This window comes from Streptomyces filipinensis (assembly GCF_014649495.1).
Taxonomy (GTDB): domain Bacteria; phylum Actinomycetota; class Actinomycetes; order Streptomycetales; family Streptomycetaceae; genus Streptomyces; species Streptomyces filipinensis.
Map to the genome: position 1 here is coordinate 30981 of NZ_BMTD01000001.1, position 22688 is coordinate 53668.

The 22688-nt window shown below is 72.3% G+C and carries 16 protein-coding genes; 3 read left to right on the forward strand and 13 right to left on the reverse strand.

Annotated features, from left to right (window positions below):
• Positions 1-8: 8 nt before the first annotated feature.
• The 4 genes from IE244_RS00115 to IE244_RS00130 form a co-directional block, all read right to left on the reverse strand.
• Positions 9-1688 carry a glycosyltransferase family 2 protein gene (locus IE244_RS00115; protein ID WP_191870566.1) on the reverse strand — a complete coding sequence of 560 codons (1680 nt, stop codon included), beginning with the start codon at positions 1686-1688 and terminating at the stop codon, positions 9-11.
• The gene (locus IE244_RS00120) at positions 1685-3907 is read right to left on the reverse strand and encodes a CDP-glycerol glycerophosphotransferase family protein (protein ID WP_191870567.1); all 2223 of its coding nucleotides are present in this window, start codon (positions 3905-3907) and stop codon (positions 1685-1687) included. The genes IE244_RS00115 and IE244_RS00120 overlap by 4 nt, the downstream gene beginning before the upstream one ends.
• A gap of 164 nt (positions 3908-4071) precedes the next feature.
• Positions 4072-4893 carry an ABC transporter ATP-binding protein gene (locus IE244_RS00125; protein ID WP_191870568.1) on the reverse strand — a complete coding sequence of 274 codons (822 nt, stop codon included), beginning with the start codon at positions 4891-4893 and terminating at the stop codon, positions 4072-4074.
• Positions 4886-5800: an ABC transporter permease gene (locus tag IE244_RS00130; RefSeq protein ID WP_191870569.1), complete on the reverse strand. Its 915-nt coding sequence runs from the start codon at positions 5798-5800 to the stop codon at positions 4886-4888. The genes IE244_RS00125 and IE244_RS00130 overlap by 8 nt, the downstream gene beginning before the upstream one ends.
• A 220-nt stretch (positions 5801-6020) precedes the next feature.
• Here IE244_RS00130 and IE244_RS00135 point away from each other — a divergent pair, with 220 nt between their 5' ends.
• Positions 6021-6647, forward strand: a complete 627-nt coding sequence (locus IE244_RS00135; RefSeq protein ID WP_191870570.1) for a TetR/AcrR family transcriptional regulator — start codon at positions 6021-6023, stop codon at positions 6645-6647.
• A gap of 27 nt (positions 6648-6674) precedes the next feature.
• On the opposite strand, the gene galE is transcribed toward IE244_RS00135, so the two are convergent.
• The 3 genes from galE to IE244_RS00150 all read right to left on the reverse strand — a co-directional run bounded on the left by galE (position 6675) and on the right by IE244_RS00150 (position 10741).
• Entirely contained in the window at positions 6675-7655 is a 981-nt protein-coding gene (galE, locus tag IE244_RS00140; RefSeq protein ID WP_191870571.1) for a UDP-glucose 4-epimerase GalE, read from the reverse strand.
• A gap of 117 nt (positions 7656-7772) precedes the next feature.
• Positions 7773-9428 carry a glycosyltransferase family 2 protein gene (locus tag IE244_RS00145; protein WP_191871359.1) on the reverse strand — a complete coding sequence of 552 codons (1656 nt, stop codon included), beginning with the start codon at positions 9426-9428 and terminating at the stop codon, positions 7773-7775.
• Positions 9429-9472: 44 nt separating this feature from the next.
• The gene (locus tag IE244_RS00150) at positions 9473-10741 is read right to left on the reverse strand and encodes a glycosyltransferase 87 family protein (protein ID WP_191870572.1); all 1269 of its coding nucleotides are present in this window, start codon (positions 10739-10741) and stop codon (positions 9473-9475) included.
• 92 nt (positions 10742-10833) lie between these two features.
• Between IE244_RS00150 and IE244_RS00155 the strand changes: the two genes are divergently transcribed.
• Positions 10834-12519: a glycosyltransferase family 39 protein gene (locus IE244_RS00155; protein ID WP_308436248.1), complete on the forward strand. Its 1686-nt coding sequence runs from the start codon at positions 10834-10836 to the stop codon at positions 12517-12519.
• Here the strand turns inward: IE244_RS00155 and IE244_RS00160 are convergent.
• Positions 12476-12931, reverse strand: coding sequence for a MarR family winged helix-turn-helix transcriptional regulator (locus IE244_RS00160; protein WP_191870573.1), 456 nt, complete (start codon positions 12929-12931; stop codon positions 12476-12478). The genes IE244_RS00155 and IE244_RS00160 overlap by 44 nt on opposite strands.
• Before the next feature lie 123 nt (positions 12932-13054).
• Here IE244_RS00160 and IE244_RS00165 point away from each other — a divergent pair, with 123 nt between their 5' ends.
• Positions 13055-13468 carry an organic hydroperoxide resistance protein gene (locus IE244_RS00165; protein WP_031159360.1) on the forward strand — a complete coding sequence of 138 codons (414 nt, stop codon included), beginning with the start codon at positions 13055-13057 and terminating at the stop codon, positions 13466-13468.
• A 61-nt stretch (positions 13469-13529) separates the two neighbouring features.
• Here IE244_RS00165 and IE244_RS00170 read toward each other — a convergent pair whose 3' ends face one another.
• From IE244_RS00170 to IE244_RS00190, 5 genes are all read right to left on the reverse strand, one after another.
• On the reverse strand, positions 13530-15737 hold the full coding sequence (locus IE244_RS00170) for a bifunctional glycosyltransferase/CDP-glycerol:glycerophosphate glycerophosphotransferase (protein ID WP_191870574.1): 2208 nt from the start codon (positions 15735-15737) through the stop codon (positions 13530-13532).
• A 6-nt stretch (positions 15738-15743) separates the two neighbouring features.
• On the reverse strand, positions 15744-17954 hold the full coding sequence (locus tag IE244_RS00175; protein WP_191870575.1) for a bifunctional glycosyltransferase/CDP-glycerol:glycerophosphate glycerophosphotransferase: 2211 nt from the start codon (positions 17952-17954) through the stop codon (positions 15744-15746).
• A gap of 152 nt (positions 17955-18106) precedes the next feature.
• Positions 18107-20344 carry a bifunctional glycosyltransferase/CDP-glycerol:glycerophosphate glycerophosphotransferase gene (locus IE244_RS00180; protein ID WP_191870576.1) on the reverse strand — a complete coding sequence of 746 codons (2238 nt, stop codon included), beginning with the start codon at positions 20342-20344 and terminating at the stop codon, positions 18107-18109.
• 156 nt (positions 20345-20500) lie between these two features.
• Positions 20501-21340: a carbohydrate ABC transporter permease gene (locus IE244_RS00185; RefSeq protein WP_191870577.1), complete on the reverse strand. Its 840-nt coding sequence runs from the start codon at positions 21338-21340 to the stop codon at positions 20501-20503.
• Positions 21337-22683 carry a carbohydrate ABC transporter permease gene (locus tag IE244_RS00190; protein WP_191870578.1) on the reverse strand — a complete coding sequence of 449 codons (1347 nt, stop codon included), beginning with the start codon at positions 22681-22683 and terminating at the stop codon, positions 21337-21339. Before IE244_RS00190 ends, IE244_RS00185 begins: the two co-directional genes overlap by 4 nt.
• Between the last annotated feature and the right edge of the window lie 5 nt (positions 22684-22688).

Genomic DNA, 22688 nt, shown 5'->3' on the forward strand with positions numbered 1-22688 from the left:
CGGCCCTCTCAGCGAAGCACGCTGGACAGCAGCTTCACCGCCTTGCGGACCCGGGGGCGGGCCACCCGCTGGACCACCGGCCGCACGACACGCGACGTCAGCCCCACCGGGCGCCAGCGGATCTGCAGGCGGCCGGGGTTGCGGCCCTCCGGCTCGACGGTGACCTCGTGCGGGGTGGCGCCGGAGCGGTAGTCGATGCGGGCCGTGAGGGTGGGGAAGGCCAGCGGTGCCAGCAGGAGGCTGGAGTTGGCCAGGCCCTGCTGCTGGAGGCGGACCAGCGGGTGGCGCACGCCCGCGAAGCCCTGGAGGGGGACCGGGGCCGCGGTTAGGTCCAGCCGGACCGTGCCCTCGAAGACGCCGGGGCGGACCGGGTCGAGGCGGAACGGAACCGTCATGCGGCGGTTGCCCGGCGACAGGAGCAGGGCGGCGCGCTGCGGGCCGACCGGCAGGCGCAGCCCGGGGTCGTAGGTGCGGATGGCCAGCGTGAGCGAGGCGCCCTTGCCGGGGGTCAGCTCGACGATCTCATGGCGGAACTGCGCGCTGGAGAAGGGACGCGTGTCCAACTCCAGGTCGGACAGTTCCAGTTCGGCCAGGCCGCGGTCGTCGCGGGGCACGCTGTCGCCCCAGTACGGCACTCCGGACGCGTCGGCCGTGATCTGCCGCGGTGCCACCCCGTGGCCCAGGCCGCGCGCCGCGAGCTGGGCGTCGCCCAGCCGGCCCTGCCGCAGCAGCTCCAGCACCACCCGCTCCGCGCGGGGAAGGCGTGCGTAGGCGCCGGGAGACAGGGTGTCCAGGTAGGGGTTCATGATGTCCGCGAACGAGTTCAGCCACTCCTCGTCCCGGTAGGGCAGGTCGCCCGCGTACATCCGGAAGTCGTGCTTGAGGAACTTGAAGTCCTTGTCCTCCCGCAGCCCCGCGTGCCCGCTCTCCACCAGGAAGTCGTCGATCAGCCGCTGCACATGGACCCGGTCGCGGACGTTCGTGACCTTGTGCCGCTGGTTGGAGATGGACGCCGAGGCCGCCGCCGCGTACGGGTCGATGTACCAGACGTACACGGGGTCCGGGATGATCGTGAACGCCTTCGCCAGGCAGTAGGCCTGCGCCGAGAACAGCTGGTCCTCGTAGTGGATGCCCTCGGGGAAGCGGAGCTCGTGACGGTCCAGGAAGGCGCGCGCGTACATCTTGCTCGTCGACAGGTGCTCGAAGAGCAGGCGGGGGTCAGCCTCGATGCCGTCCACCGTGCGGCGCTCGGCCACCAGGTGCGGCATCCATGTCGTACGGCGGCCGTTGTCCACCCGGACCCGGCGTACCGCGCCCATGGTGAAGTCCACCTCGCGCTCGCGGTGCGCGGCGAGCAGCGACTCGACCGCGCGGGAGGGGAGTTCGTCGTCGCTGTCGAGGAACATCAGATACGGCGCCCGGGCGATCTCGATGGCCCGGTTGCGCGGGGCGCTGCAGCCGCCGCTGTTCTCCGGCAGGCGCAGATAGCGGATGCGCTCGTCCTGCGCCTCCAGCCGGCGCGCAACCGTCGGCGTGTCGTCCGTGGAGTGGTCGTCGCTGATGATGATCTCGATGTTCGCGTGCGTCTGCGCGCACAGGGACGCCACCGCCCGCGGGAGGCGGGCCGCGTCGTTGTAGACGATCACGGTGACCGTGACGTCAGGGGTCGTGGTCGTCGCGTGCGTCATGCCGAGGCCTCCTCGGGGGTCGGGGCGGGGGTGCGTTCCTCAAGCGGGATCACCGGGGGCAGCGACTCCTCCGGCTCACCCAGGAACACCCGTCGTACGACCCGTTCGGCGGCGCGGCCGTCGTCGTACTCGCAGAACCGGCGCCGGAAGGCGGCCCGTGCCTTCGCCGCGCTCTCGTCGCGCCAGGCCCCGGAGGCGAAGATCTCCGTCAGCTCCTCCTGGGTGCGGGCGACCTGGCCGGGGTGGTCGGTCATCAGGTCGAAGTAGACGCCCCGGGTGGTGCGGTAGGTCTCCCAGTCGTCGGCGTAGACGACGATCGGGCGGTCGAGGTTGGCGTAGTCGAACATGATCGACGAGTAGTCCGTGACCAGCGCGTCGGCGGCCAGGCACAGCTCCTCGACGGGGTCGTAGGAGGAGACGTCGATGATCCGGCCGGAGCGGCGCAGACCGGTGAGGGGCGAGGCGGCGCCGCCGTAGAAGTAGTGGGCGCGGACCAGGAGCACCGTGTCCTCGCCGAGCCGGTCGGCGAGGGCCGCGAGGTCCAGGCGCGGGGTGAAGCCGGCCTCGTAGTCGCGGTGGGTGGGCGCGTACAGGACGGCCGTCTTGCCCGGGGCGATGCCGAGGCGCTCGCGGGCGGCGCGGACCTGCGCGGCGCCGCTCGTGTAGAAGACGTCGTTGCGCGGATAGCCGTGGTCGAGGGAGGTGTAGCGGGCCGGGTAGGCGCGCTCCCACATACGGGTGGAGTGGCTGTTGGCGCTGACGCTGTAGTCCCACTTGTCGATGCGGGCCAGCAGCGCGGCGAAGTCCAGGCCCTTGGCGGCGGCCGGGTGTTCCATCTGGTCCAGGCCCATGCGCTTGAGCGGGGTGCCGTGGTGGGTCTGGATGTGGACGGCGTCGGGGCGTTTGACCACCGCGTTGGGGAAGTTGACGTTGTTCGTCAGGTACTTGGCGGTGGCCAGGGTCTCCCAGTAGCGGCGCGTGCCGGGGACCACGTGGTCCGTGCCGGGCGGCAGCAGGGCCGTGTTCTCCTTCGACACCGTCCACACCTGGTGGATGTGCGGGGCGAGTTCGGCGAGCTTGGCGGCGATCGCGGCCGGGTTGCAGGCCACCCCGCGGTCCCAGTAGGCGGCGAACACGGCCAGGTCCGGGTCGACGGGGCGGCTCAGGGCGCGCCGGTACTGCTGGTCGCGGAGCTTGGCGCCGACCTGGCGCTTGCGGGTCCGTACGGCCTTCTTGGCGGCGCGGCGCGTGCGGTTGGCGGCCTGGAAGGCGCGGTACTTGGTGTACGCGCCCTCCTCCAGCAGGGCGTGCCGTACGCCCTCCACGCCCGCCGGGCGCTCGTGGTTCGCGGGGCGCCAGCGGACCGCGGCGAGGGAGGCGCGGCGGAAGAACTCCCGGGCGACCGCGTCGGGGAGGTTCTCACCGGCGAAGGTGCGCACGAGGTCGCGCATCATCAGGTCGTACAGCACCGCGCGGGCGGCGCGGCGGTCCTGGGTGAGCGCGAGCAGCGACTCGTAGCGCTCGATCAGCGCGAACCGGTCCTCGGGGGCGCGCGGCGGCAGGCTCTCGGGGCGCAGTTCGCGGTTCTCGTACGCCGCCTGGTTCAGGCAGGCGACGCGGCCGGCGTGCAGCAGGGCCGTGTACGCGGCGTACGGCTCGTCCTCGGAGGTGAGCAGCTCCTCGTGGGCCCGCCAGAAGCCGGCGCGCAGGGCGCGGTTGCCGAGCAGCGGGGTGAGGCGCAGCAGGTCGGCGGCTTCGTCCAGGGGCAGGGCCTCGCGGCCGACGGCGGCGAGCAGGCGGCCGTCGCGGGAGGGCGTGGCGGCGGTCTGCCAGGTGGTGCCGACGTGGTCGAAGAGGAGGACGTCCACTCCGGCGCCCGTGGCCGCCGTGTCGTCCGCGGCGTCCAGTTCGGCGGTGCGCTCGGCGATCAGCCGGGCGGCGCCCGCCGGCAGGCCGTCCTTGGCGTGCACGAAGTGCAGCCAGCGGCCGGTCGCGCGGGCGGCGCCGGCGGCCCGCGCCGCCGCGTCACGGGTGCCCTCCGGCAGCGGTACGACGACCGTCTCGGGGGCGTGGCCCTCGGCCGTCTCCCGCGCCCAGTCGCCGACGGCGGCGACGACGACCTCGGCGTCGGGGAGCGGGTGGGCCTCCAGGGAGCCCAACAGCTCTGTCAGATGCCCCTGTGCGTTCGGTCCGTAGACGATGACGCTGAGTTGGGGCATCGCAGTGGACTCCTTCGGCTCGTCGGCTCGGGGCACCCTTCATAACATACTGTCACTAAGCGGATGAAAGGGATGACCGCGCTCGGGGTAAGAGACGCTCTGGTGAGAGACGCTCAGGGAGGAAGAGGGGGTTCCGCGACCCCGGGTTTCTCTTCCGGTTACTTTTACGCCGCTTTCTTGGGGGCGGCTTTCTTGTCGCTCTTGTCGCCGGTGAAGGCCTCGTACTCCTTCATGACGTCCTCCGTCGGCCCGTCCATGCGCAGCTCGCCGCGCTCCAGCCACAGGACCCGCTCGCAGGTGTCGCGGATCGACTTGTTGTTGTGGCTGACCAGGAAGACCGTGCCCGCGTGCTCGCGCAGCTCTCGGATCCGCTCCTCGGAGCGCACCTGGAACTTGCGGTCGCCGGTGGCCAGGGCCTCGTCGATGAGCAGGACGTCGTGGTCCTTGGCGGCGGCGATGGAGAACCGCAGCCGGGCGGCCATGCCGGAGGAGTACGTGCGCATCGGCAGGGTGATGAAGTCACCCTTCTCGTTGATCCCGGAGAACTCGACGATGTCGTCGTAGCGCTCCTTGATCTGCTCCCGGGACATGCCCATGGCGAGCCCGCCGAGGTGGACGTTGCGCTCGCCGGTGAGGTCGTTCATCAGCGCGGCGTTGACGCCGAGCAGGGAGGGCTGGCCGTGGGTGTAGATGTGGCCGTTCTCCACGGGGAGCAGCCCGGCGACCGCCTTCAGGAGCGTCGACTTGCCGGAGCCGTTGGTGCCGATGAGGCCGATCGCCTCGCCCTTGTAGGCGACGAACGACACCTTCTTCAACGCGTGCACCCGGCGGACGCCCGCCGCCTTCTCGGCCTGCTTGCGGCGCATGATGCGGTTGAGGGCGGCGGTGGCGGTGCCACGGCCGGCGCCCGTGCCGTTGACCCGGTAGACGATGTCGACGCCGTCGGCGATGACGGTGGGGATCTTTGCTTCGGTCTGCTCAGCCACGGCCGTACGTCTCCTCAGCCTTCCAGAAGTAGATGAAGCCGCCGATGCCGGCGAGCAGGGCCCAGCCCGTGGCCGCCGCCCAGACGTGCGGGGGCAGCTGCTTGCCGTGGAAGCTGTGGATCAGCGCGTACCGCATGAGGTCGATGTAGACCGCGGCCGGGTTGGTCTCCAGCAGCACCGTGACGATGTGCGGCAGGTGGTCCTTCTTGGTGAGCTTGCTGATGCTCCACATCACGCCGGACACGTACATCCAGGTGCGCAGCACGAACGGCATCAGCTGGGCGATGTCCGGGGTCTTGGCGCCCCACCTCGCCATGATCATCGACACGCCCGCGTTGAAGACGGACTGCAGGACCAGCGCGGGGAGGGCGAGCAGCCAGCGCGGGGTGACCGGGATGCCGAAGGACAGGATGATCACGACCAGCGCGGTCATCGAGAACAGCAGCTGCTGGAGCTGCTGGAGGCAGAAGGAGATCGGCAGGGCGGCGCGCGGGAAGTGCAGGGCGCGGACCAGGCCGAGGTTGCCGGAGATCGCGCGGGTGCCGGCCATGATCGAGCTCTGGGTGAAGGTCCAGATGAACACGCCCGTCACCAGGAACGGGATGTAGTCCGGCACGCCGCGGCTGGTGCCGAGCAGCACGCCGAAGATGAAGTAGTAGACCGCCGCGTTCAGCAGCGGGTTCATGACCTGCCAGATCTGGCCGAGCTTCGCCTGGCTGTACTGCGCGGTGAGCTTGGCGGTGGCGAAGGCGGTGATGAAGTGACGCCGGGCCCACAGCTGGCGGACGTACTCCGGCAGGGAGGGGCGGGCGCCGCTGACCGACAGGCCGTGCCGGGCGGCCAGCGCCGCGAGATCGTCGTCGGCCGAGGCCTGGGTGGGGGGCGGTGTGTCGAGGACCTGGCTCACATCCGCTGCTTTCGCTCGGGGGGAGGGGGTGGCGCGTCCGGCCGGCAGCCGGGTCGCGTCGTACAGGTCCGTCCGACGACTTCCTTCGCTTCGCGTGTTTCCTTACGCTTCTCTTCACGTTCTCTTACGTCGGAACGGGACCGTATCGTCGCAACGTGAGCGTAGAACCAATCGACGTCGGAACGCAACCGTTTCGTCGTAACGGCCTATGCTGTGGGTCATGACCACCAACGCCGACGAGCCCCCGACGCGTCCGCGCCGCCGGACCCCCGCCGGGGCCGCCGTACTCCGGGAGGATGTGACCGAGGCCATCCGCGCGGCGGTCTTTGAGGAACTGGCGGCCGTCGGATACGCGCGCATGTCCATCGAGGGCATCGCGCGGCGGGCGGGTGTCGGCAAGACGGCGGTGTACCGGCGCTGGCGTTCGAAACTGCACCTGGTGCTGGACGTGGTGTCGGCGATGGCGGTGCTGGGCCTGCCGGTGCCGGACACGGGCTGCCTGGAGGGCGACCTGCGTCTGCTGTACGAGGTCACCTCCCGTGCCCTGCGCCACCCCGTGGCCTCGCAGATCATCCCCGACCTCCAGGCGGAGGCGGCCCGCAACCCCGACATCGCCGACGCCTTCCAGAAGGCCCTGCGGGACGGCCAGGAGGGTGTGGCCAGCAAGATCGTGGCCGCGGCGGAGCAGCGGGGGGAGGTGCGGACGGGGGTCGATCCCGACCTCGCGCTCGATCTGATCTCCGGGCCGCTGTACTGGCGCGCGGTGGTCATCCGCTCGCCCAAGCCGCCGAAGGGCTACCTGGAGAAGCTGGCCCGGGCCACGGCGGGGGCGCTCAAGGCGTTGTGAGACGCCCGCCGCCGCAGCCGGGCGCGACTAGGACCGCGCCGCCGCAGGGTGGTGCCGTACCCAGCCCTCCCAGGCCGAGGTGATCATGTCCTGGACGTCGTACTTGGCCTGCCAGCCCAGCTCGGTGGCGATGCGGGTGGCGGCGGCGACGACGCGCGCGGGGTCGCCGGGACGGCGCGGGGTGACGGTCGGCGCGCGGTCGTAGCCGGTGACCGCGTTGATGCGGTCGATCATCTCGCGGACCGACACCCCCTCGCCGCGGCCGATGTTGAGGGTCAGGTCGGTGCCGGGCGAGGAGGCCAGGGCGCGGGCGACGGTGACATGGGCCTCGGCCAGGTCGACCACGTGGATGTAGTCGCGCACGCAGGTCCCGTCCGGGGTCGGGTAGTCGTCGCCGAAGATGCGCGGCGGCGCGCCCTCGGTGAGCTTCTCGAAGACCATCGGGATCAGGTTGAACACGCCGGTGTCGGCGAGTTCGGGACCGGCCGCGCCCGCCACGTTGAAGTAGCGCAGGGACGCCGTCGACATGCCGGACGTCCGGCCCGTCGCGCGCACCAGCCACTCGCCGGCCAGCTTGGTCTCGCCGTACGGGGACAGCGGCCGGCACGGCGTCTCCTCCGTCACCAGGTCGACGTCCGGCATCCCGTAGACGGCGGCCGAGGAGGAGAAGAGGAAGGACGGGATCTCGGCCGCCGTCACCGCCTCCAGGAGGACGCGCAGACCCTCGACGTTCTCCCGGTAGTAGTGCAGCGGGCGCTCCACCGACTCGCCCACCTGCTTCTTCGCCGCCAGATGCACGACCCCGCTGATCTCGTGTTCGGCGAGCGTGCGGGCCACCAGGTCCGCGTCCAGGACGGATCCCCGCACCAGGGGGACCTCCGCCGGTACGCGCTCGGCGACGCCCGAGGAAAGGTCGTCGTAGACGACCGTGCGCTCGCCCGCCTGGGCCATCGCCCGTACGACGTGTGCCCCGATGTATCCGGCACCGCCGGTGATCAGCCAGGTCATTGCGGCCGTCCCCTCGTCAGTCGGCCCGTCCGGCCGCTCGGTGCGGCCGGGGGCGTCTCTCGTCCAGTGGGTGTCTCTCAGTCAAGCAGCGGGCGCGCCGGTGACGCACCGGGCGGCTCAGCGCACCAGGCGGCGGAGCCGGCCGCGTGCCACCCGCACGACCCCGCGCACGCCGGTCGCCACCCGCACGGCCAGTGCGCCGGAGTGCGTGGCGTAGGGCTGCACCAGAAGCACGCCGTGCCGGATGCTCGGGACGGCACGCCGGCGCAGCCGGCCGGCTCCCGCCAGGGCGTGCGCCGTGGCCTCCCGCTGCGTGCCGTCCGCGAAGCGCACGGTCACCCGCAGGTCCCAGGTGCCCGCCCCGAGCCCGGAAAGGTCGACGGGCAGCTCCGCCGACCAGCTGTCCGTCCCGGAGGGCGCGAGCGCAACCGTCGTGCGCCCGCGCGTCCGCTCGTCGTCGCGCGCGGCCCACTCCACGTCCACCTCGTGCGGGCCCGCCTCGCCCACTCTGCCGTACAGCTCGTGCAGCCGCAGGCGCAGCAGCGAGGCACGCGCGCGTGGACGCAGTTCCGCGTCGAGGGCGAGCGGGAGGACGGCGACCGGGCGGGTCAGGAACGGCGCGAGGCTGACCTGGGGAAGGCCGGCGGACCAGACGGGGGCACCGTCGGGTGTGCGGGCGTAGGGCGGCAGCAGGCGTGCCGGGCGTGCGGCCAGCTCGCGCAGCCGGGGCAGGTCGCGCGGCTCGGGCGACTCCAGCACGACCCGCGCGATGAGGCGGCCGGGAGCCGTCGGGTTCAGCTCCCAGTCGGGGGTGTCGTAGCGCGTGAGGTACTCCCGGGTGTGCGCCCACCACGCGCGCTGGTAGGGCGCGTCACGCAACCCCAGTTCGCGCGCGTACATGCGCACGTCGTGGTCGAGGAACTTGGCTCGCACCGCCCGCGCCAGCTCCTTCTGCCCGGCGCTCAGCAGGACGTCGTACGCCAGCGCGCACGCCTCCACGCGTGCCTGCCAGTTGTCGATGTGCTCCCGGTCCAGCGAGAGCGACAGCCGCTCGGCGTTGCGGCGCACATGCCACACGTACACGCGGTCCGGTACGAGCGCGATGCGGGGACCGGCGGCGAGCACGCGTGCGGTGAAGACGATGTCCTCGTAGAGGAAGCGGCCCTCCGGGAAGCGGATGCCGTGCTCGCGCAGGAAGTCGGTGCGGTACAGCTTGTTGACGCACAGCGTGTCGTGGACCAGACGCGGCCGCTGGGAGGGGCGCGCGAGGGTCGTGGGCTCCGTGTAGAGGGGCGCCTGCCAGGGTTGCTCACGCCCTGAGGGCAGCTCCCGGCGCACGCACAGTCCACTCGCGACCTCGGCGTGCGCCTCGGTGGCCGCCGTCAGCAGCGCGTCCACCGCACCGGGCGGCAGCACGTCGTCGCTGTCCAGGAACATCACGTAGGGCGTGGTCACGGCGTCGATCCCGGTGTTGCGCGGGCTGCCGCAGCCGCCGCTGTTCTCGGGCCGGCGCACCACCCGCAGCCGGGGCTCGCCGGCGGCCAGCCGGTCGAGCAGTTCGGCGCTGCCGTCGGTGGAGCAGTCGTCCACGGCGACGACCTCGGCCACCGCCGGCCCCTGGGCGAGCGCCGAACGCACGGCGTCGCCGACATGGGCGCGGTCGTTGTAGCCGATGACGACCACACCGACCCGCGGTGCGGGCGCGGGGTCGGCGGCGTGCGGCCGGTCGGGCGGATCGGGCCGGTCTGGTGTGTCAGGCGGTTCAGGTCGCATCGGGTCCACGGGCCGGGAGTGTAGAAATGCTCAGTAATACTCCGTTAAGAGATGCTTAGCACCCGGTCCGGAAGACGGTGGGAATCGGGCCGGGGTTCCGTCGTTCGCAGGTTCTTTCCATCCGCTCCCGCAGCCCGCCACAACCGGACGAAGGACAGCACGGCGGCGGACGCCAGGACCCCGTTGCGGGTCAGCATCAGCAAACAGCCGGTCCACGTGCCGTCGATCACCTCACGGTAGTACATCGGGAACACCACGGTGCTCAGCGCGGTCGCCGTCAGGACCAGCGCCGCGACCGGCCGCTGGCTGGTGTGCCGGGAGGTCAGGCACACGGCGGCCAGACCGAGCAGCCAGATCATGTACTGCGGGCTGATCACCCGGCTGGTGACCGTGAACAGGAGCACCGCGCTCAGTGCCGCGTCGTACGGCGTGGCCTCGTTCCAGTGCCGTGCCCGCACCCGCCACAGCACCAGCAGGGCGAAGGCGGCCGCCGTCAGCGCCAGCGAGGCGACGGCGACGGCCTGCACATGCGGGCCGACCAGTTCGACGGCGCCGTACCGGTAGCGCGTCCGGCCCGGCCAGCCGGCCTGCCGCGCCAGGTTCAGCACCGTGCCGCCGAGCGACTCGATCTGCACCCCGCGCCCGCCCTGCTGCCGCAGAAAGGACAGGGGGTGGTCGAACAACACGGCGAGAACGCCGAGTACGAGGGTGCCGGCGGCGGCCGCCCACCCCCACGCCCCGCGCGTCACCCGCCCCCGGGGCGTGCCGAGCAGCACCAGCGCCGGCCACACCTTCACCAGCGCGCCCAGTGCCCCCAACACCCCGCCCGCGCGGGGGGATCGGTCCAGCGCCAGCAGGGAGAGCACGGCCAGGGCGGTGACCTGGACGTCGTAGCGGGCGAGCGGGATGTGCAGCAGCAGCGGCAGCCCGCCCGTCCACAGGGCCGCGCCGAGCAGGCTGCGCCCGGCCCGCGTGCCCGCGCGGACCAGTGCCACCGTGACCAGCGCGTCCCCGGCCAGCGTGAGCACCACGAACGCCTGAAAGTACGTCAACCAGGGCAACAGGCTCGGCGCCATCAGCACCCCGCCCGCGCCCGGCGGGTACTGCCACAGGGTGTCGTGCGCCGGGAAGGAACCGTGCGCCAGCACGCCGTACCAGCGGAAGTACAGCCGCCACACCTCACGTGCCACCGAACCCCCGCCGAGCAGCGGGCCGCTGTCGTGGACGAGCAGCCACAGCATCAGCGCGCGCGTGGTGAGCCAGAGAGCGGGGACGGCGAGGACCGGGCCGGGGGTGACACGGAGACGGTTCATCGACATGGGAGCCTAAGTCGCATGGATGGTGTATCCATGCCGATACGCCGTCATGACCGCTAAAAGGTTGGCTAATCACAAAAGATCGGGCCATGGTGAACGTCGGGCTTCCTGTGGAACCGCAGTCGCGCAAGGCGGCTGCAGCGACAGCCGTCGCAGCGGCCGGTGGGACGGGGCGCGCGTCGAAGGGCGACCGGGCGCACCACCGCCGCCGGGCCGCAGTGTGCACGCCCGCGCTGGTGATGTCCGCGGTCGGGCTCTGGGGCCTCGACCGGGGCGGGATGTGGCGGGACGAGGCCGTCAGCTTCCAGGTCGGGCGGCGTACCGTTCCGCAGATCTGGCGGCTGCTGCACGACGTCGACGCCGTGCACGGTCTGTACTACCTGCTCGTGCACGCCGTCCTCGCCGTGCGCCCCGGCGAGGTCCTGCTGCGGCTGCCGTCGGTGTGCGCGGCGGCGGCGACGGCCGCGCTGGTGGCGGCGCTCGGCACCCGGCTGGCCCGGCCGCGCGTCGGACTGTGGGCGGGGCTGCTCTACGCCGTCGCGCCGATGGCCGGCCACTACTCCCAGGAGGGCCGCTCCTACGCCCTTGTGGCCGCCGGGGCCACGGGCGCGACGCTGCTGCTCGTGCGGGCGGTGCAGGGGGGCTCCTGGTGGGCGTACGGGGCCGTCCTCGGCCTCACCTGCTGGCTGCACGAGTTCGCGGTGCTGCTGCTGTGCGCCCACGCGGGGTCGCTGGCGCTGGCCCGGGCGGGGGTGCGGGTGTGGCGGGGCTGGGGGTGTGCGGCGGGCGGGATCCTGCTCGCGCTGCTGCCTATGGTGGTGGTGTCCCGGGGGCAGGCGGCGCAGGTGGCATGGCTGCGCAGGCCCACGGCGGCTTCGGTCCAGGGGCTGCTGCGGGGGTTTCTCGGGCCTGCCGACTCGGTGTACTGGGTGTGTCTGGGGCTCGCCCTGGCCGGGGTGGCGGGGCTGGTGGGGCGGCGGGGGGACGTCACTCTTCCGGGGGTGGCGTTGCCGTTGACCGTGGTACCGCCGACGGTGTTGATGCTGGCGTCCCAGCTCTCGCCGCTGTACGTCGACCGGTACGTGCTGTACGCCTTGGGCGGGGTGCCGTTGCTGGTCGCCGCCGGGGCCGAGCGGGTGGCCGGGGCGGTGGGCCGGCTGCACGCCCGCAGCCGGCGCCCGGGGCGCCCTGTGCTGCCGGAAGGGCCTTCCACGCCGAGGTCCCCGCTCGCCGCCCCAGGCGGTGCCTTAGGGGTCTGTCTCGCCTTTCTCCTCTTTCTCCTCCAGTTCCCGCTCCTGCGCGCGGATCGCGATCCCGGTACCCGGCCCGACGATCTGGGGGCCGTTTCCCGGGTGGTGGCGCGGGAGGTGCGGCCCGGCGACCCGGTGGTGTTCCTGCCGGTCAGCGTCCGCAACGTGGCCCTTGCCTATCCGGGGGCGTTCCGGGGAACGCGGGATGTGGCGCTGGTGCGGGGTGCGGCCGAGTCGGGGACCCTGTACGGGCGGGAGGCCGGAGTCCGTGAGGTGCGGCGCAGGCTGGCCCGGCTGGACCGGGTGTGGATCGTGGCCGACCAGGACCTGCTGGCCGGGCGCTGGAGCCCCCGCAACCCCGTCGAGCGCACCAAACTCGCCGTGTTGCGCAGGGACTTCACCGAGCGGGAGGACGTCCTTCGGGGGAGGACGTCCGTACGGCTGTACGTCCGGAAGGACCTGGCCGGGCCGGCCGGCGCGCCTAGCGCCCTTCCGCCAGTGCTGCCGCGTCCAGTGCGGTGGTGAGCCGGTCGAGGCGTTCGCGCAGCTCGGCGATCTCCGTCAGGTCGAAGCCGGTCGCGCCCATGATCCGGCGCGGCACCTCCAGGGCCCGCTCGCGCAGTGCCACGCCCTCCTCGGTCAGCCGCACCCGCACCGAGCGTTCGTCCTGCGCGCTGCGCTCCCGGCGCACCAGGCCGATCCCCTCCAGCCGCTTGACCAGCGGGGACAGCGTGCCGGAGTCGAGCCGCAGATGTTCGCCGAGCGCCTTGACGGGCAGGTCGCCCTGCTCCCACAGGACGAGCATCACGAGGTACTGCGGGTAGGTCAGCCCGAGGTCCTTGAGGATCACCCGGTAGACGCCGTTGAAGGCGCGGGACGCCGCGTGCAGCGAAAAGCAGATCTGGCGGTCCAGGCGCAGCCACTCCGTGTCGGTCATGGCTCCAGGGTAGCTCTTGCGACCAATTTAGTTGTGCACAACTTAATTGTGTGCTCTACTTGTGGTCGTCAGGCGGTCAGGACAGGGGCCGCCGGAACCCGATTTCGTTAAGGGATGGTCTTCATGGACGCGCTCTACACCGCTGTCGCCACCGCCACCCACGGCCGTGACGGTCGCGCCGTCTCCTCCGACGGCAAGATCGACCTCCAGCTGGCCCCGCCGGTGGAGCTGGGCGGCAACGGCCAGGGCACCAACCCCGAGCAGCTCTTCGCCGCCGGTTACGCCGCCTGCTTCGGCAGCGCCCTCGGTCTCGTCGGCCGGCAGGCGAAGGTGGACGTCAGCCAGGCGGCGGTGACCGCCGAGGTCGGCATCGGCAAGCAGGGCGAGGGCTTCGGGCTGAAGGTGACGCTGCGCATCGAGCTGCCCGACACCGTGGACGAGGCGACCGGCCGCAAGCTGGTCGAGACCGCCCACCAGGTCTGCCCGTACTCCAACGCCACCCGCGGCAACATCGACGTCGACCTCGTCATCGAGTAAGCCCGCGGGACAGCCGTGACGAGGGTGCCGGACGGGGGGCCGGCACCCTCGTCACGCGCTGCTACGCCGAGGTCAGCGTGTCCCGGCCGGTCGCCTGGCCGGGGATCCGCACCGTGCCCGCGCCGGTCATCGGCTCGCCCAGCAGCAGCGTCCGTACGACGCGCTCGGCGGCCAGACCGTCGTCGAACTCGCAGAACCGGGCCCGGAAGTCCGCCCGCAGCCGCGCCGACTCCTCGTCCCGCCAGGCCCCCGAGGCGAACAGCCAGGCCAGCTCCCGGTAAGAGCGCGAGACATGGCCCGGCGGCTCGGCGGTGACGTCGACGTACGTACCCCGGCTCGCCGTGTACGCGGGCCAGTCGTCGGCGTGCACCACGATCGGCCGGTCCAGGTTGGCGTAGTCGAACATCACGGCCGAATAGTCGGTGACCAGCACGTCCGCCGCGAGCAGGACGTCCTCCACGCGCGGCTCCTCGGTCGCGTCGACCACCACCCCGCGCCGGGCCAGCTCCGCGAGGCCCGTCCCGCGCGCGGGACCGTTGGCCAGCGACGGATGCAGCCGCACCACGAGGGTGCGCCCCTCGCCCAGGTCGGCCGCGAACCGGGCCAGGTCGATCCGGTCCACGTGCCCGCCGCGCCGGTAGTCCCGGCGGGTCGGCGCGTACAGCACCACCGTGTGGTGCGCGGGGATGCCGTGCCGTGCGCGGAAGCCGCTCGGGCCGCCGTTCACCAGCACGTCGTTGCGCGGGCTGCCGGTGCGCAGCGAGGTGAAGTGGCAGGGGTAGGCGCGCTCCCACATCAGCTCGGAGTGGCGGTTGGCGACCAGGCTGTAGTCCCAGCGGTCGGCCCGGCGCAGCATCTGCGGCACGTCGAAGCCGAGCCGGGCGCCCGGCTTGTCGCGCAGATCGGCGCCCATGTACTTCAGCGGGGTGCCCTGGTGGGTGTGGATGTGCACGCTGCCGGGCCGCTTGGCCAGGGTGCCGGGCCAGTTGACGTCGTTGACGAAGAACCCCGCCCGCGCGGTGACCTCCAGATAGCGCCGGGAGCCGACGAGCACGTGCTCCACGCCGGGCGGCAGCTGCGCGGCGGTCTCCGCGTCCCGGACCACCCACACCCCGCGCAGCTGCGGGGCGATCTCGCGGGCCTTGGCGTACACGGCGGCCGGGTCGCCGAGCATCCCCCGGTGCGAGGACGCCGAGTAGACCACCAGACGCGGGTCCAGCGGGCGGTGCGTGTGCACAAACGCCCAGCCGGAGCGGGCCCGCGCGGCGGCCGAGCCGCGGACCAGGGCCGCCCGCCGAGCCGTCTCCCGCCCGGCCCGCGCCACCTGCCGCCTGACCCGGTACGCCGTCCAGGAGCCCTCCAGCATGCGGAGCTCGCCGTCGACCAGGGCGCCCTCCGGCTTGTGCGCGCGGAACATCCGCGCCGTACGCCGGAAGAACTCGGCCTTGTCCGCGGGCGGCAGCCGGTCCGGCTTGGCCAGGATGTCCAGGCAGTGCTCGCCCATCTTGCGGTGCAGATACGGCCGCCAGCGCGCCAGCTCCGGCCGCTGCCCGACGAACGCGAAGACCCGCTCGTACTGGTCGTGGATGTCGAAGTGCTTGCGGCTGGTCGTGGACAGGATGTTGCCCTGCCGGCGCTGCCGGTAGTTCAGGCAGACCCGGTCCAGCGTGGCGATCCGGCGGGCGCTGAGCATGGCCGGGAAGGTCCAGGGGGTGTCCTCGTAGTAGCCGGGCGGGAACGCGAAGCCCTCCGACTCCACGAACTCCCGCCGGTACACCTTGTTCCACACCACCATCAGCAGATCCAGGATCTGCGGGAACTCCTCGGCGGTGAACGGGTCCGGGCCGGCCTCGCCGAGGAGGTGGGCGAGGGCGTTGCGCCGGGTGCCGCCCCACCAGTAGGTACGCGCGTAGTCGAAGACCAGCACGTCCGGGTCCCCGGCCTCGGCCAGCCGGTCGGTGATGGCCCGCAGCGCGCCCGGGGTGAGGGTGTCGTCGCTGTCCAGGAAGAACAGGTAGTCGCCGGTGGCGTGCGGCATCCCCGCGTTGCGGGCCCGCCCGAGGCCCACGTTCTCCGGCAGGTGCAGCACCCTCACCCGCGGGTCACGCGCGGCGTACTCGTCGAGGATGGCGCCGCAGCCGTCCGGGGAACGGTCGTCCACGGCGATCAGCTCGAAGTCGTTGAAGGACTGCAGCAGTACCGAGTCCAGGCACTCGCGCAGAAAGCCCTGCACCTTGAAACAGGGCACGATCAGACTGAAGCGGGGCACGGCGGGTCAGCTCCTCACGAGGGTCGCGGCGGCGGGGGCGGGAACGCGCTCCGCGAGCGGGATCACCGGCGGGAGCGCCTCCGGCGGCTCACCGAGCAGCACCCGCCGTACGACCCGTTCGGCGGCCCGCCCGTCGTCGAAGTCGCAGAACCGCTCCCGGAACGCGGCCCGCAGGGCCCTCGCCTCCTCGCCCGCGTACGAGCCGTCGCGGAAGACGGCGGCCAGCTCCTGCGGGGTGCGCGCGACCGGGCCGGGCGGCTCGGTCATCAGGTCGAAGTAGACGCCCCGCGTCTCCCGGTAGACCTCCCAGTCGTCGGCGTACACGACGATCGGCCGGTCCAGGTTGGCGTAGTCGAACATGATCGACGAGTAGTCGGTGACCAGCGCGTCCGCCGCCAGGCACACATCCTCCGAGGAGCGGTGCGCGGATACGTCGATGACGCGGCTGATCCGGTCCGAGCCCTCGGAGCGGCCCCGGTCGTAGAAGTAGTGGGCGCGCAGCAGGACGACGACGTCCTCGCCGGCCGCCGCGCAGAACGCCTCCAGGTCCAGCCCGGGCTCGAAACCGGTGTGGTGGTCGCGGTGGGTCGGCGCGTACAGCACGGCGGTCTTGCCCTCGGGGACCCCCAGCCGCCGCCTGATCCGCGCCACGTCCTCGGCGGTCGCGGTGTAGTACACGTCGTTGCGCGGATAGCCGTACTCCAGATGCTCGTACGAGCCGGGGAAGGCACGCTCCCACATCTGGGTCGAGTGGCGGTTGGAGGAGAGGTTGAAGTCCCAGCGGTCCACCCGGCCCAGCAGCCGGGTGAAGCTGCCCGTCCGGGCGGCCACCACCGGGTACGACGACTGGTCCACGCCCATGGTCTTCAGCGGGGTGCCGTGCTGGGTCTGCAGGTGCACACTGCCGGGCCGCTTGACGACCCCCTCGGCGAAGTTGGCGTTGTTGACCAGGTACGTCGCGCGGGCCAGCACCTCCCAGTAGCGGCGCGAACCGATCACCGCGTAGTCCACGTCCTTCGGCAGGGCGTGCTCCTGGCCGGACTCGACCAGGAACACCGCGCGCAGGTGCGGGGCGAGTTCGCGGGCCTTGGCGTGGATCGCGGCCGGGTTGCAGGCGTAACCCCGGCCCCAGTAGGCGCAGTACACGGCCAGGTTCGGGTCGAGCGGGCGGTGCAGGTCGCGGGCGTAGCGCAGCCGGGTGCGCAGCATGCGCGGGCGCGGCAGCCGCTCGGCGGCCCCGGACGTCACCTGGTTGGCGCCGCGCAGACCGCGGAACGCGGTGTACGCGCCCGTCGCCAGCAGCCGGTGCTGCACGCCCAGGCTGCCGCCCGGCGGCCGGAAGCCGGTCGGCCGGTGACGCCGGTAGAGACGGGCCGCGCGACGGAAGAACGCCCGGTGCCCGGCCGGCAGCCGCTCCGGCCGGGACGCGGTCTTCAGCACCTGGGAGAACAGCTGCTCGAACAGCGGCCGGATCCGCTCGGCGGGCAGCGCGGCCTCGGCTGCCCGGGTCAGCACGAGGTCCACCTGGTCGAGCAGGGCGTGCTGGTGCGGCCCCGGCAGATTGAGCCGGCTGCCCTGCCGGCGCAGCCGGTGCCGTACGACGACCCGGCGCAGCACCGCGATCCGTCCGGCGGCGAGCGTGGTCAGCCCGCCCCAGCCGAGGTCGGTGAAGTGGCTGTCGGGGAAGGCGAGCCGGTGCTCGGTGAGGAAGGCGCGGCGGTAGACCGCGCTCCACGCCGGGAGCTGCACGCCGGTCAGCTCCGGCAGGTCGTCCGGGGCGAAGGCGCCCTCCGGGGCCCCCGCGAGCAGCGGCGCGGCCGGGTTGGTCGGCTCCCCCTCCCACCAGGGGACGCGCTCGTGCTCGACGTAGAGCACGTCCACGTCGGCGGTCTTGGTCAACCGGGCGTCCAGCGCCGCGAGCGCGCCCGGCAGCAGCAGGTCGTCGCCGTCGAGGAACAGCACATACGTGCCGGTCGCCGCCCGCATCCCGGCGTTGCGCGCCCCGCTCAGACCGGCGGACGGCGGCGATTCGACCGGGGTCACCCGGGAGTCCCGCTGTGCGTGTCCGTCGGCCACCGCGGCGGCCGGGGAGTCGGGGGCGTCGCAGACCGGGATCAGCTGCAGATCGCCGAAGGACTGGCCGAGAACCGAGTCCAGCGCCTGGGACAGCCGGGCGGCGACCCCATGGGAGGGGACGATGATGCTGAAGCGGGGCATTCTGCTCTTTCTTTTGTCTTACGGACGCGCGTCCTGCGGGCGAGGCGTGCCACGCGACCGGGCCGCCCCGCCGGACGCCAGGTGAACGGCCGGCTCGGGGTGGGCCGTGTCGAGCCGAGGGGCAGGGGAACTCCCGTGGGGACCAACGGTGTTCAGCGCCCCTCGGTGACGGGGAGGGGACCGGAAGGTTGCGGCACGGTGGCCAGCGGGGAGTGTGTGCAGGCCGACGGCACCGGCTCGCGCTCCGCGAGCGGGACCACCGGCGGCAGGTCCGTCTCGCCCCGCACCACATGCCTGACGATCCGCTCGGCGGCGCGTCCGTCGTCGTACGGGCAGAACCGCTCCCGGAACGCCGCCCGCAGCTGGGCCGACCGCGAGCCGCGCCAGTGACCGGTCGCGAAGATGTCGATCAGCTCGTCCTCGCTGCGCGCGACCGCGCCCGGTGGGAAGGCGCGCAGGTCGAAGTAGGTGCCGCGGGCCGCCGCGTACGCCTCCCAGTCCTCGGTGTGCACGACGATCGGCCGGTCCAGGCCCGCGTAGTCGAACATGATCGACGAGTAGTCGGTGAGCAGCGCGTCGGAGGCCAGACAGAGCGACTGCACGCTCGGGTGGCCGGCGACGTCGATGATCCGGGTGCCCGTGCCGAGCGGGCCGCCGCGGGTGGGGTGCGGGCGGGCCAGGATCACGAAGCGCGGGCCGAGGCGGCGCGCGATCCGCTCCAGGTCCAGCAGCGGGCGCTGGGTGCGCAGATGATCGCGGAAGGTCGGTGCGTACAGGATCGCGACCGCGCCCTCGGGGATGCCCAGGGACTCGCGCAGCCGGGCCACGTCCGCGGAGGTCGCCCGCTGGAAGACGTCGTTGCGCGGCGACCCGTACTCCAGCGTGTCGTACCGGCCCGGCAGGACCCGCTCCCAGACGAGCGTCGAGTGCCGGTTGCCGGACAGGACGAGGTCCCACTGGTCGACCCCGCGCAGCAGGCCGGCGAAGTCGGTGCCGCGGGCGGCCGCCGGGCGCTCCTGGAGGTCCAGGCCCATGTGCTTGAGCGGTGTGCCCTGCCGGGTCTGGATCACCAGCTGCCCCGGCCGCTTGCGCAGCCCCCGGTCCAGGTCGTCGTCGGTGACCAGGAACCTGGAGCGGGCCAGCGCCGTCCAGTAGGCGGCCGTGCCGGGCCGCAGCCGGCGCGGGCCCGGCGGGAGCGTGTGCTGGTGCTCGGGCCGGGCGATCCACGCGGTGCGGACGTGCGGGGCGTGCGCGCGGAACGCCTCCTCCAGGGCGCCCGGGTCGCCGCCGTGGCCGCGGCCCGCACCGGAGGCGAACACCGCCCGGTCGGAGCGGACGGGCAGCCGCAGCTGGATCCGGTAGTGCAGCCGCAGCGCGCCGGTGCGCAGGGCGCGGGCCAGCTTCACCGCCGCCTTCAGTGTGCGCCGGCGCACGACCGAGGCCAGCTGCAGGGCGCGGAACGTGCGGTGCAGGCCGAAGCGGACCAGGATGTTCCGCCGCCGCATCCGGGTGCCGGGGACGCGGTAGCGGCGGTAGTGGGCGCGGGCCCGGCACAGGAACTCCCCGTGGCTGCCGCGCGGCAGCCGGCCCCGCTTGGTGAACACCGTCGCGTAGTGGTCGATCATGCGGCGGAACAACTCCGGGCGCCACCGCGCCAGTTCGGGATGCTCCTCGACATAGCCGAACACCCGGTCGTACTGCTCGAACAGGTCGAAGTGGCTGCGGCTGGTGGTGCCGAGGATGCTGCCCTGCCGGCGCTGCCGGTAGTGCACGCACACCCGGTCGAGCGTGGCGATCGACTCCGCCGTCATCAGCACCGGGAAGGTCCAGGGGGTGTCCTCGTAGTAGCCCGGCGGGAACCCGAAGCCGTTCTCCTCGACGAACTCCCGCCGGTAGGCCTTGTTCCAGGCCACCATCAGCACCCTCAGCAGCCCCGGCCGGTCCTCCAGCCGGAACGGCGCGGGGCCCTGCTCGGTGAGCGGGGCGGCGAGCTGGTTGCGGACCGTCCGGCCGTCCCAGTACGTGCGCGCGTAGTCGTACACCAGGACGTCGGGCTCGCCGGACTCCTTGAGCCGGTCGGCGATCGCGCGCAGCGCGTCCGGGGTGAGCGTGTCGTCGCTGTCCAGGAAGACCAGGTAGTCGCCGCTCGCCTCGGCCATCCCCGCGTTCCGGGCCCGCCCGAGCCCCTGGTTCGCGGCCAGGTGCACGGGCCGTACGCGCGTGTCACGGGCCGCGTACTCGTCGATGATCGCCCCGCAGGCGTCCGGTGAACAGTCGTCCACGGCGATCAGTTCCAGATCGGGATACGACTGCGAGAGCACCGAGTCCAGGCACTCGGAGAGATACGCCTGGACCTTGTACGCGGGGACAATGACACTGAACCTGGGCAAGGGACATCCAAGGGTCGTCGGTCGGCGCGGGGTTCTGACCGGAAACGGCCGATGGAGTGAATTGGTTACGGTTCGTACGGCATGTGGGGGACATGAGGTGAACGTCGAGGAGCGGGCCGCTTAAGGCCCGCCCCCCGAAAAGTGTCGCTTTTGTTACTACTTGACCGCGCCCGCCATCACCCCGGACACGAACTGCCGCTGGAACGCGAAGAACACCGCCAGCGGGATCACCATGGAGATGAACGCGCCCGGCGCCAGCACGTCGATGTTGTTCCCGAACTGCCGTACCTGCGTCTGCAGTGCGACCGTGATCGGCTGGGTGCCCGACTTGGTGAACACCAGAGCGACCAGCATGTCGTTCCACACCCACAGGAACTGGAAGATGCCGAGGCTCGCGATCGCCGGCCCGCCGAGCGGCATCACCACCCGTGCGAACAGCCTCAGTTCACCGGCGCCGTCCAGCCGGGCCGCCTCCAGCAGCTCGCGCGGGATCTCCGCGAAGAAGTTCCGCAGCAGGAACACCGCGAACGGCAGCCCGAAGCCGGTGTGGAACAGGATCACCCCGAGGGTCGACCCGAACAGTCCTATCCTGCCGAACAGTTCGGCGATCGGGATCAGCGCCACCTGCACCGGCACCACCAGCAGACTCACCACACCCAGGAACCACCAGTCCCGGCCGGGGAACTCCATCCACGCGAACGCGTAGCCCGCGAGGGAGCCGATCACGACGACCAGGACGGTCGCCGGGACGGTGATCAGCACGGTGTTCCACAGGGAGTGGGTGATGTCCCCGTTCTCAAGGAGCTTCCGGTAGCTGTCGAACGTCAACTGGGACGGCTTGGTGAAGACCTTCCACCAGCCGCTCGCACTCATGTCCTCCGGTGAACGCAGGGAGGAGGCGAGCAGCCCGATCGTCGGCACCAGCCAGAACAGGCCCACCAGGATCAGGAAGACGCGGACCAGACCACCGTTGATCTTCTCCAGCAGCCAGGTCATCGCCGCCCCTCCCGCCTCAGCCGACGGATGTTGAACGCCATCACCGGAATCACGAGCACCAGCAGCAGCACCGCGATCGCGCTCGCGACGCCGGGCTGGTTCTCCGCGAAGCCCTTGCGGTACAGCTCCAGGGCGAGCACGTCGGCGTCGTCCTGGGAGGAACCCGGCGCGATGATGTAGACGAGGTCGAACACCTTCAGCACGTTGATCATCAGCGTGACGGTGACCACCGCGAGGACCGGCGCCAGCAGCGGCACGGTGACCTTGCGGAACACCTGCCACTCGGTGGCGCCGTCCACCCGCGCCGCCTCCAGCAGTTCCCGGGGCACGCCCGCGAGCCCGGCCGCGATCAGCACCATCGCGAAGCCCGCCCACATCCACACGTACGCCCCGATGACCGCCGGGGTGACCAGGGCCGGGCCGAGCCACTCGACACCGTTGTACGGCTCCCGGAAGTTGCTCGCGGGGAGCCTGAGGTGGGCGCCGGCGGCGGACGCGGGCAGCGTGAAGGTGCCGTCGCCGGCCGCTGTCGTGGAGGCGACCACGGTGCCGTCCTTCACCGCCTCGATCCGCATCCCCGCGTACCCCAGCTCCGACGGGTCGGGTGCGCCGAGCCGCCCCACGCCCTTGCCGCGCGTGAAGTCCTGCCAGGTGGTACCGGTGATCTTCCCCGGCTCCGGCCTCGCGGCCACGGCCTTCCTCGCGCCGTCCGGCATCTGGTCGGGGGCGACGCCCACGAGGGGCAGGGCCACCGGCTGCCCGGGTCGGACGGTGGCCCGGGTGACGAAGCCGCCGTTCTGTGCGACGAGCGGCGACTCGCGCCCCGGGTGGGCCCTGGGGAACGCGGACGACTGCGCGAAGGTGTCGTGCACGCCCACCCACACCGCGTTCGCGACGCCCTTGTGCGGATCCTGGTCGTACACCAGCCGGAAGATGATCCCGGCCGCCAGCATCGAGATCGCCATCGGCATGAAGACGACCAGCTTGAAGGCCGTCCCCCAACGCACCCGTTCGGTCAGCACCGCGAAGACCAGACCGAGCGCGGTGGAGACCGTGGGCGCGAACACCACCCAGATGACGTTGTTCTTCAGGGCGGTGCGGATGCCGTCGTCGGTGAAGAGCGTCCGGTAGTTGTCGACGCCGGCGAAACCGTCGCCGGAGGCGCCGTAGAAGCTGCGGATGACCGAGTACCCGATCGGGTAGACCACGAGCGCGCCGAGCAGCACCAGGGCAGGCAGCAGGAACAACGCTGCCACCGTCCTGCGGGTGCCGGTCACGCTCTTGCGACCGCGGGGTGCGGCGGGGCCCGGTGGGGCCCCCGCCGCCGTTGCCGCCGACGCCATCGCCG

What these genes read in the sequence shown, in the direction of transcription:
- IE244_RS00115 (WP_191870566.1), bottom strand. Translation starts at nt 1,688, where the DNA reads ATGACGCACGCGACGACCACGACCCCTGACGTCACGGTCACCGTGATC.
- IE244_RS00120 (WP_191870567.1), bottom strand. Translation starts at nt 3,907, where the DNA reads ATGCCCCAACTCAGCGTCATCGTCTACGGACCGAACGCACAGGGGCAT.
- IE244_RS00135 (WP_191870570.1), top strand. Translation starts at nt 6,021, where the DNA reads ATGACCACCAACGCCGACGAGCCCCCGACGCGTCCGCGCCGCCGGACC.
- galE (WP_191870571.1), bottom strand. Translation starts at nt 7,655, where the DNA reads ATGACCTGGCTGATCACCGGCGGTGCCGGATACATCGGGGCACACGTC.
- IE244_RS00145 (WP_191871359.1), bottom strand. Translation starts at nt 9,428, where the DNA reads ATGCGACCTGAACCGCCTGACACACCAGACCGGCCCGATCCGCCCGAC.
- IE244_RS00150 (WP_191870572.1), bottom strand. Translation starts at nt 10,741, where the DNA reads ATGAACCGTCTCCGTGTCACCCCCGGCCCGGTCCTCGCCGTCCCCGCT.
- IE244_RS00155 (WP_308436248.1), top strand. Translation starts at nt 10,834, where the DNA reads ATGGTGAACGTCGGGCTTCCTGTGGAACCGCAGTCGCGCAAGGCGGCT.
- IE244_RS00160 (WP_191870573.1), bottom strand. Translation starts at nt 12,931, where the DNA reads ATGACCGACACGGAGTGGCTGCGCCTGGACCGCCAGATCTGCTTTTCG.
- IE244_RS00165 (WP_031159360.1), top strand. Translation starts at nt 13,055, where the DNA reads ATGGACGCGCTCTACACCGCTGTCGCCACCGCCACCCACGGCCGTGAC.
- IE244_RS00175 (WP_191870575.1), bottom strand. Translation starts at nt 17,954, where the DNA reads ATGCCCCGCTTCAGCATCATCGTCCCCTCCCATGGGGTCGCCGCCCGG.
- IE244_RS00185 (WP_191870577.1), bottom strand. Translation starts at nt 21,340, where the DNA reads ATGACCTGGCTGCTGGAGAAGATCAACGGTGGTCTGGTCCGCGTCTTC.
- IE244_RS00190 (WP_191870578.1), bottom strand. Translation starts at nt 22,683, where the DNA reads ATGGCGTCGGCGGCAACGGCGGCGGGGGCCCCACCGGGCCCCGCCGCA.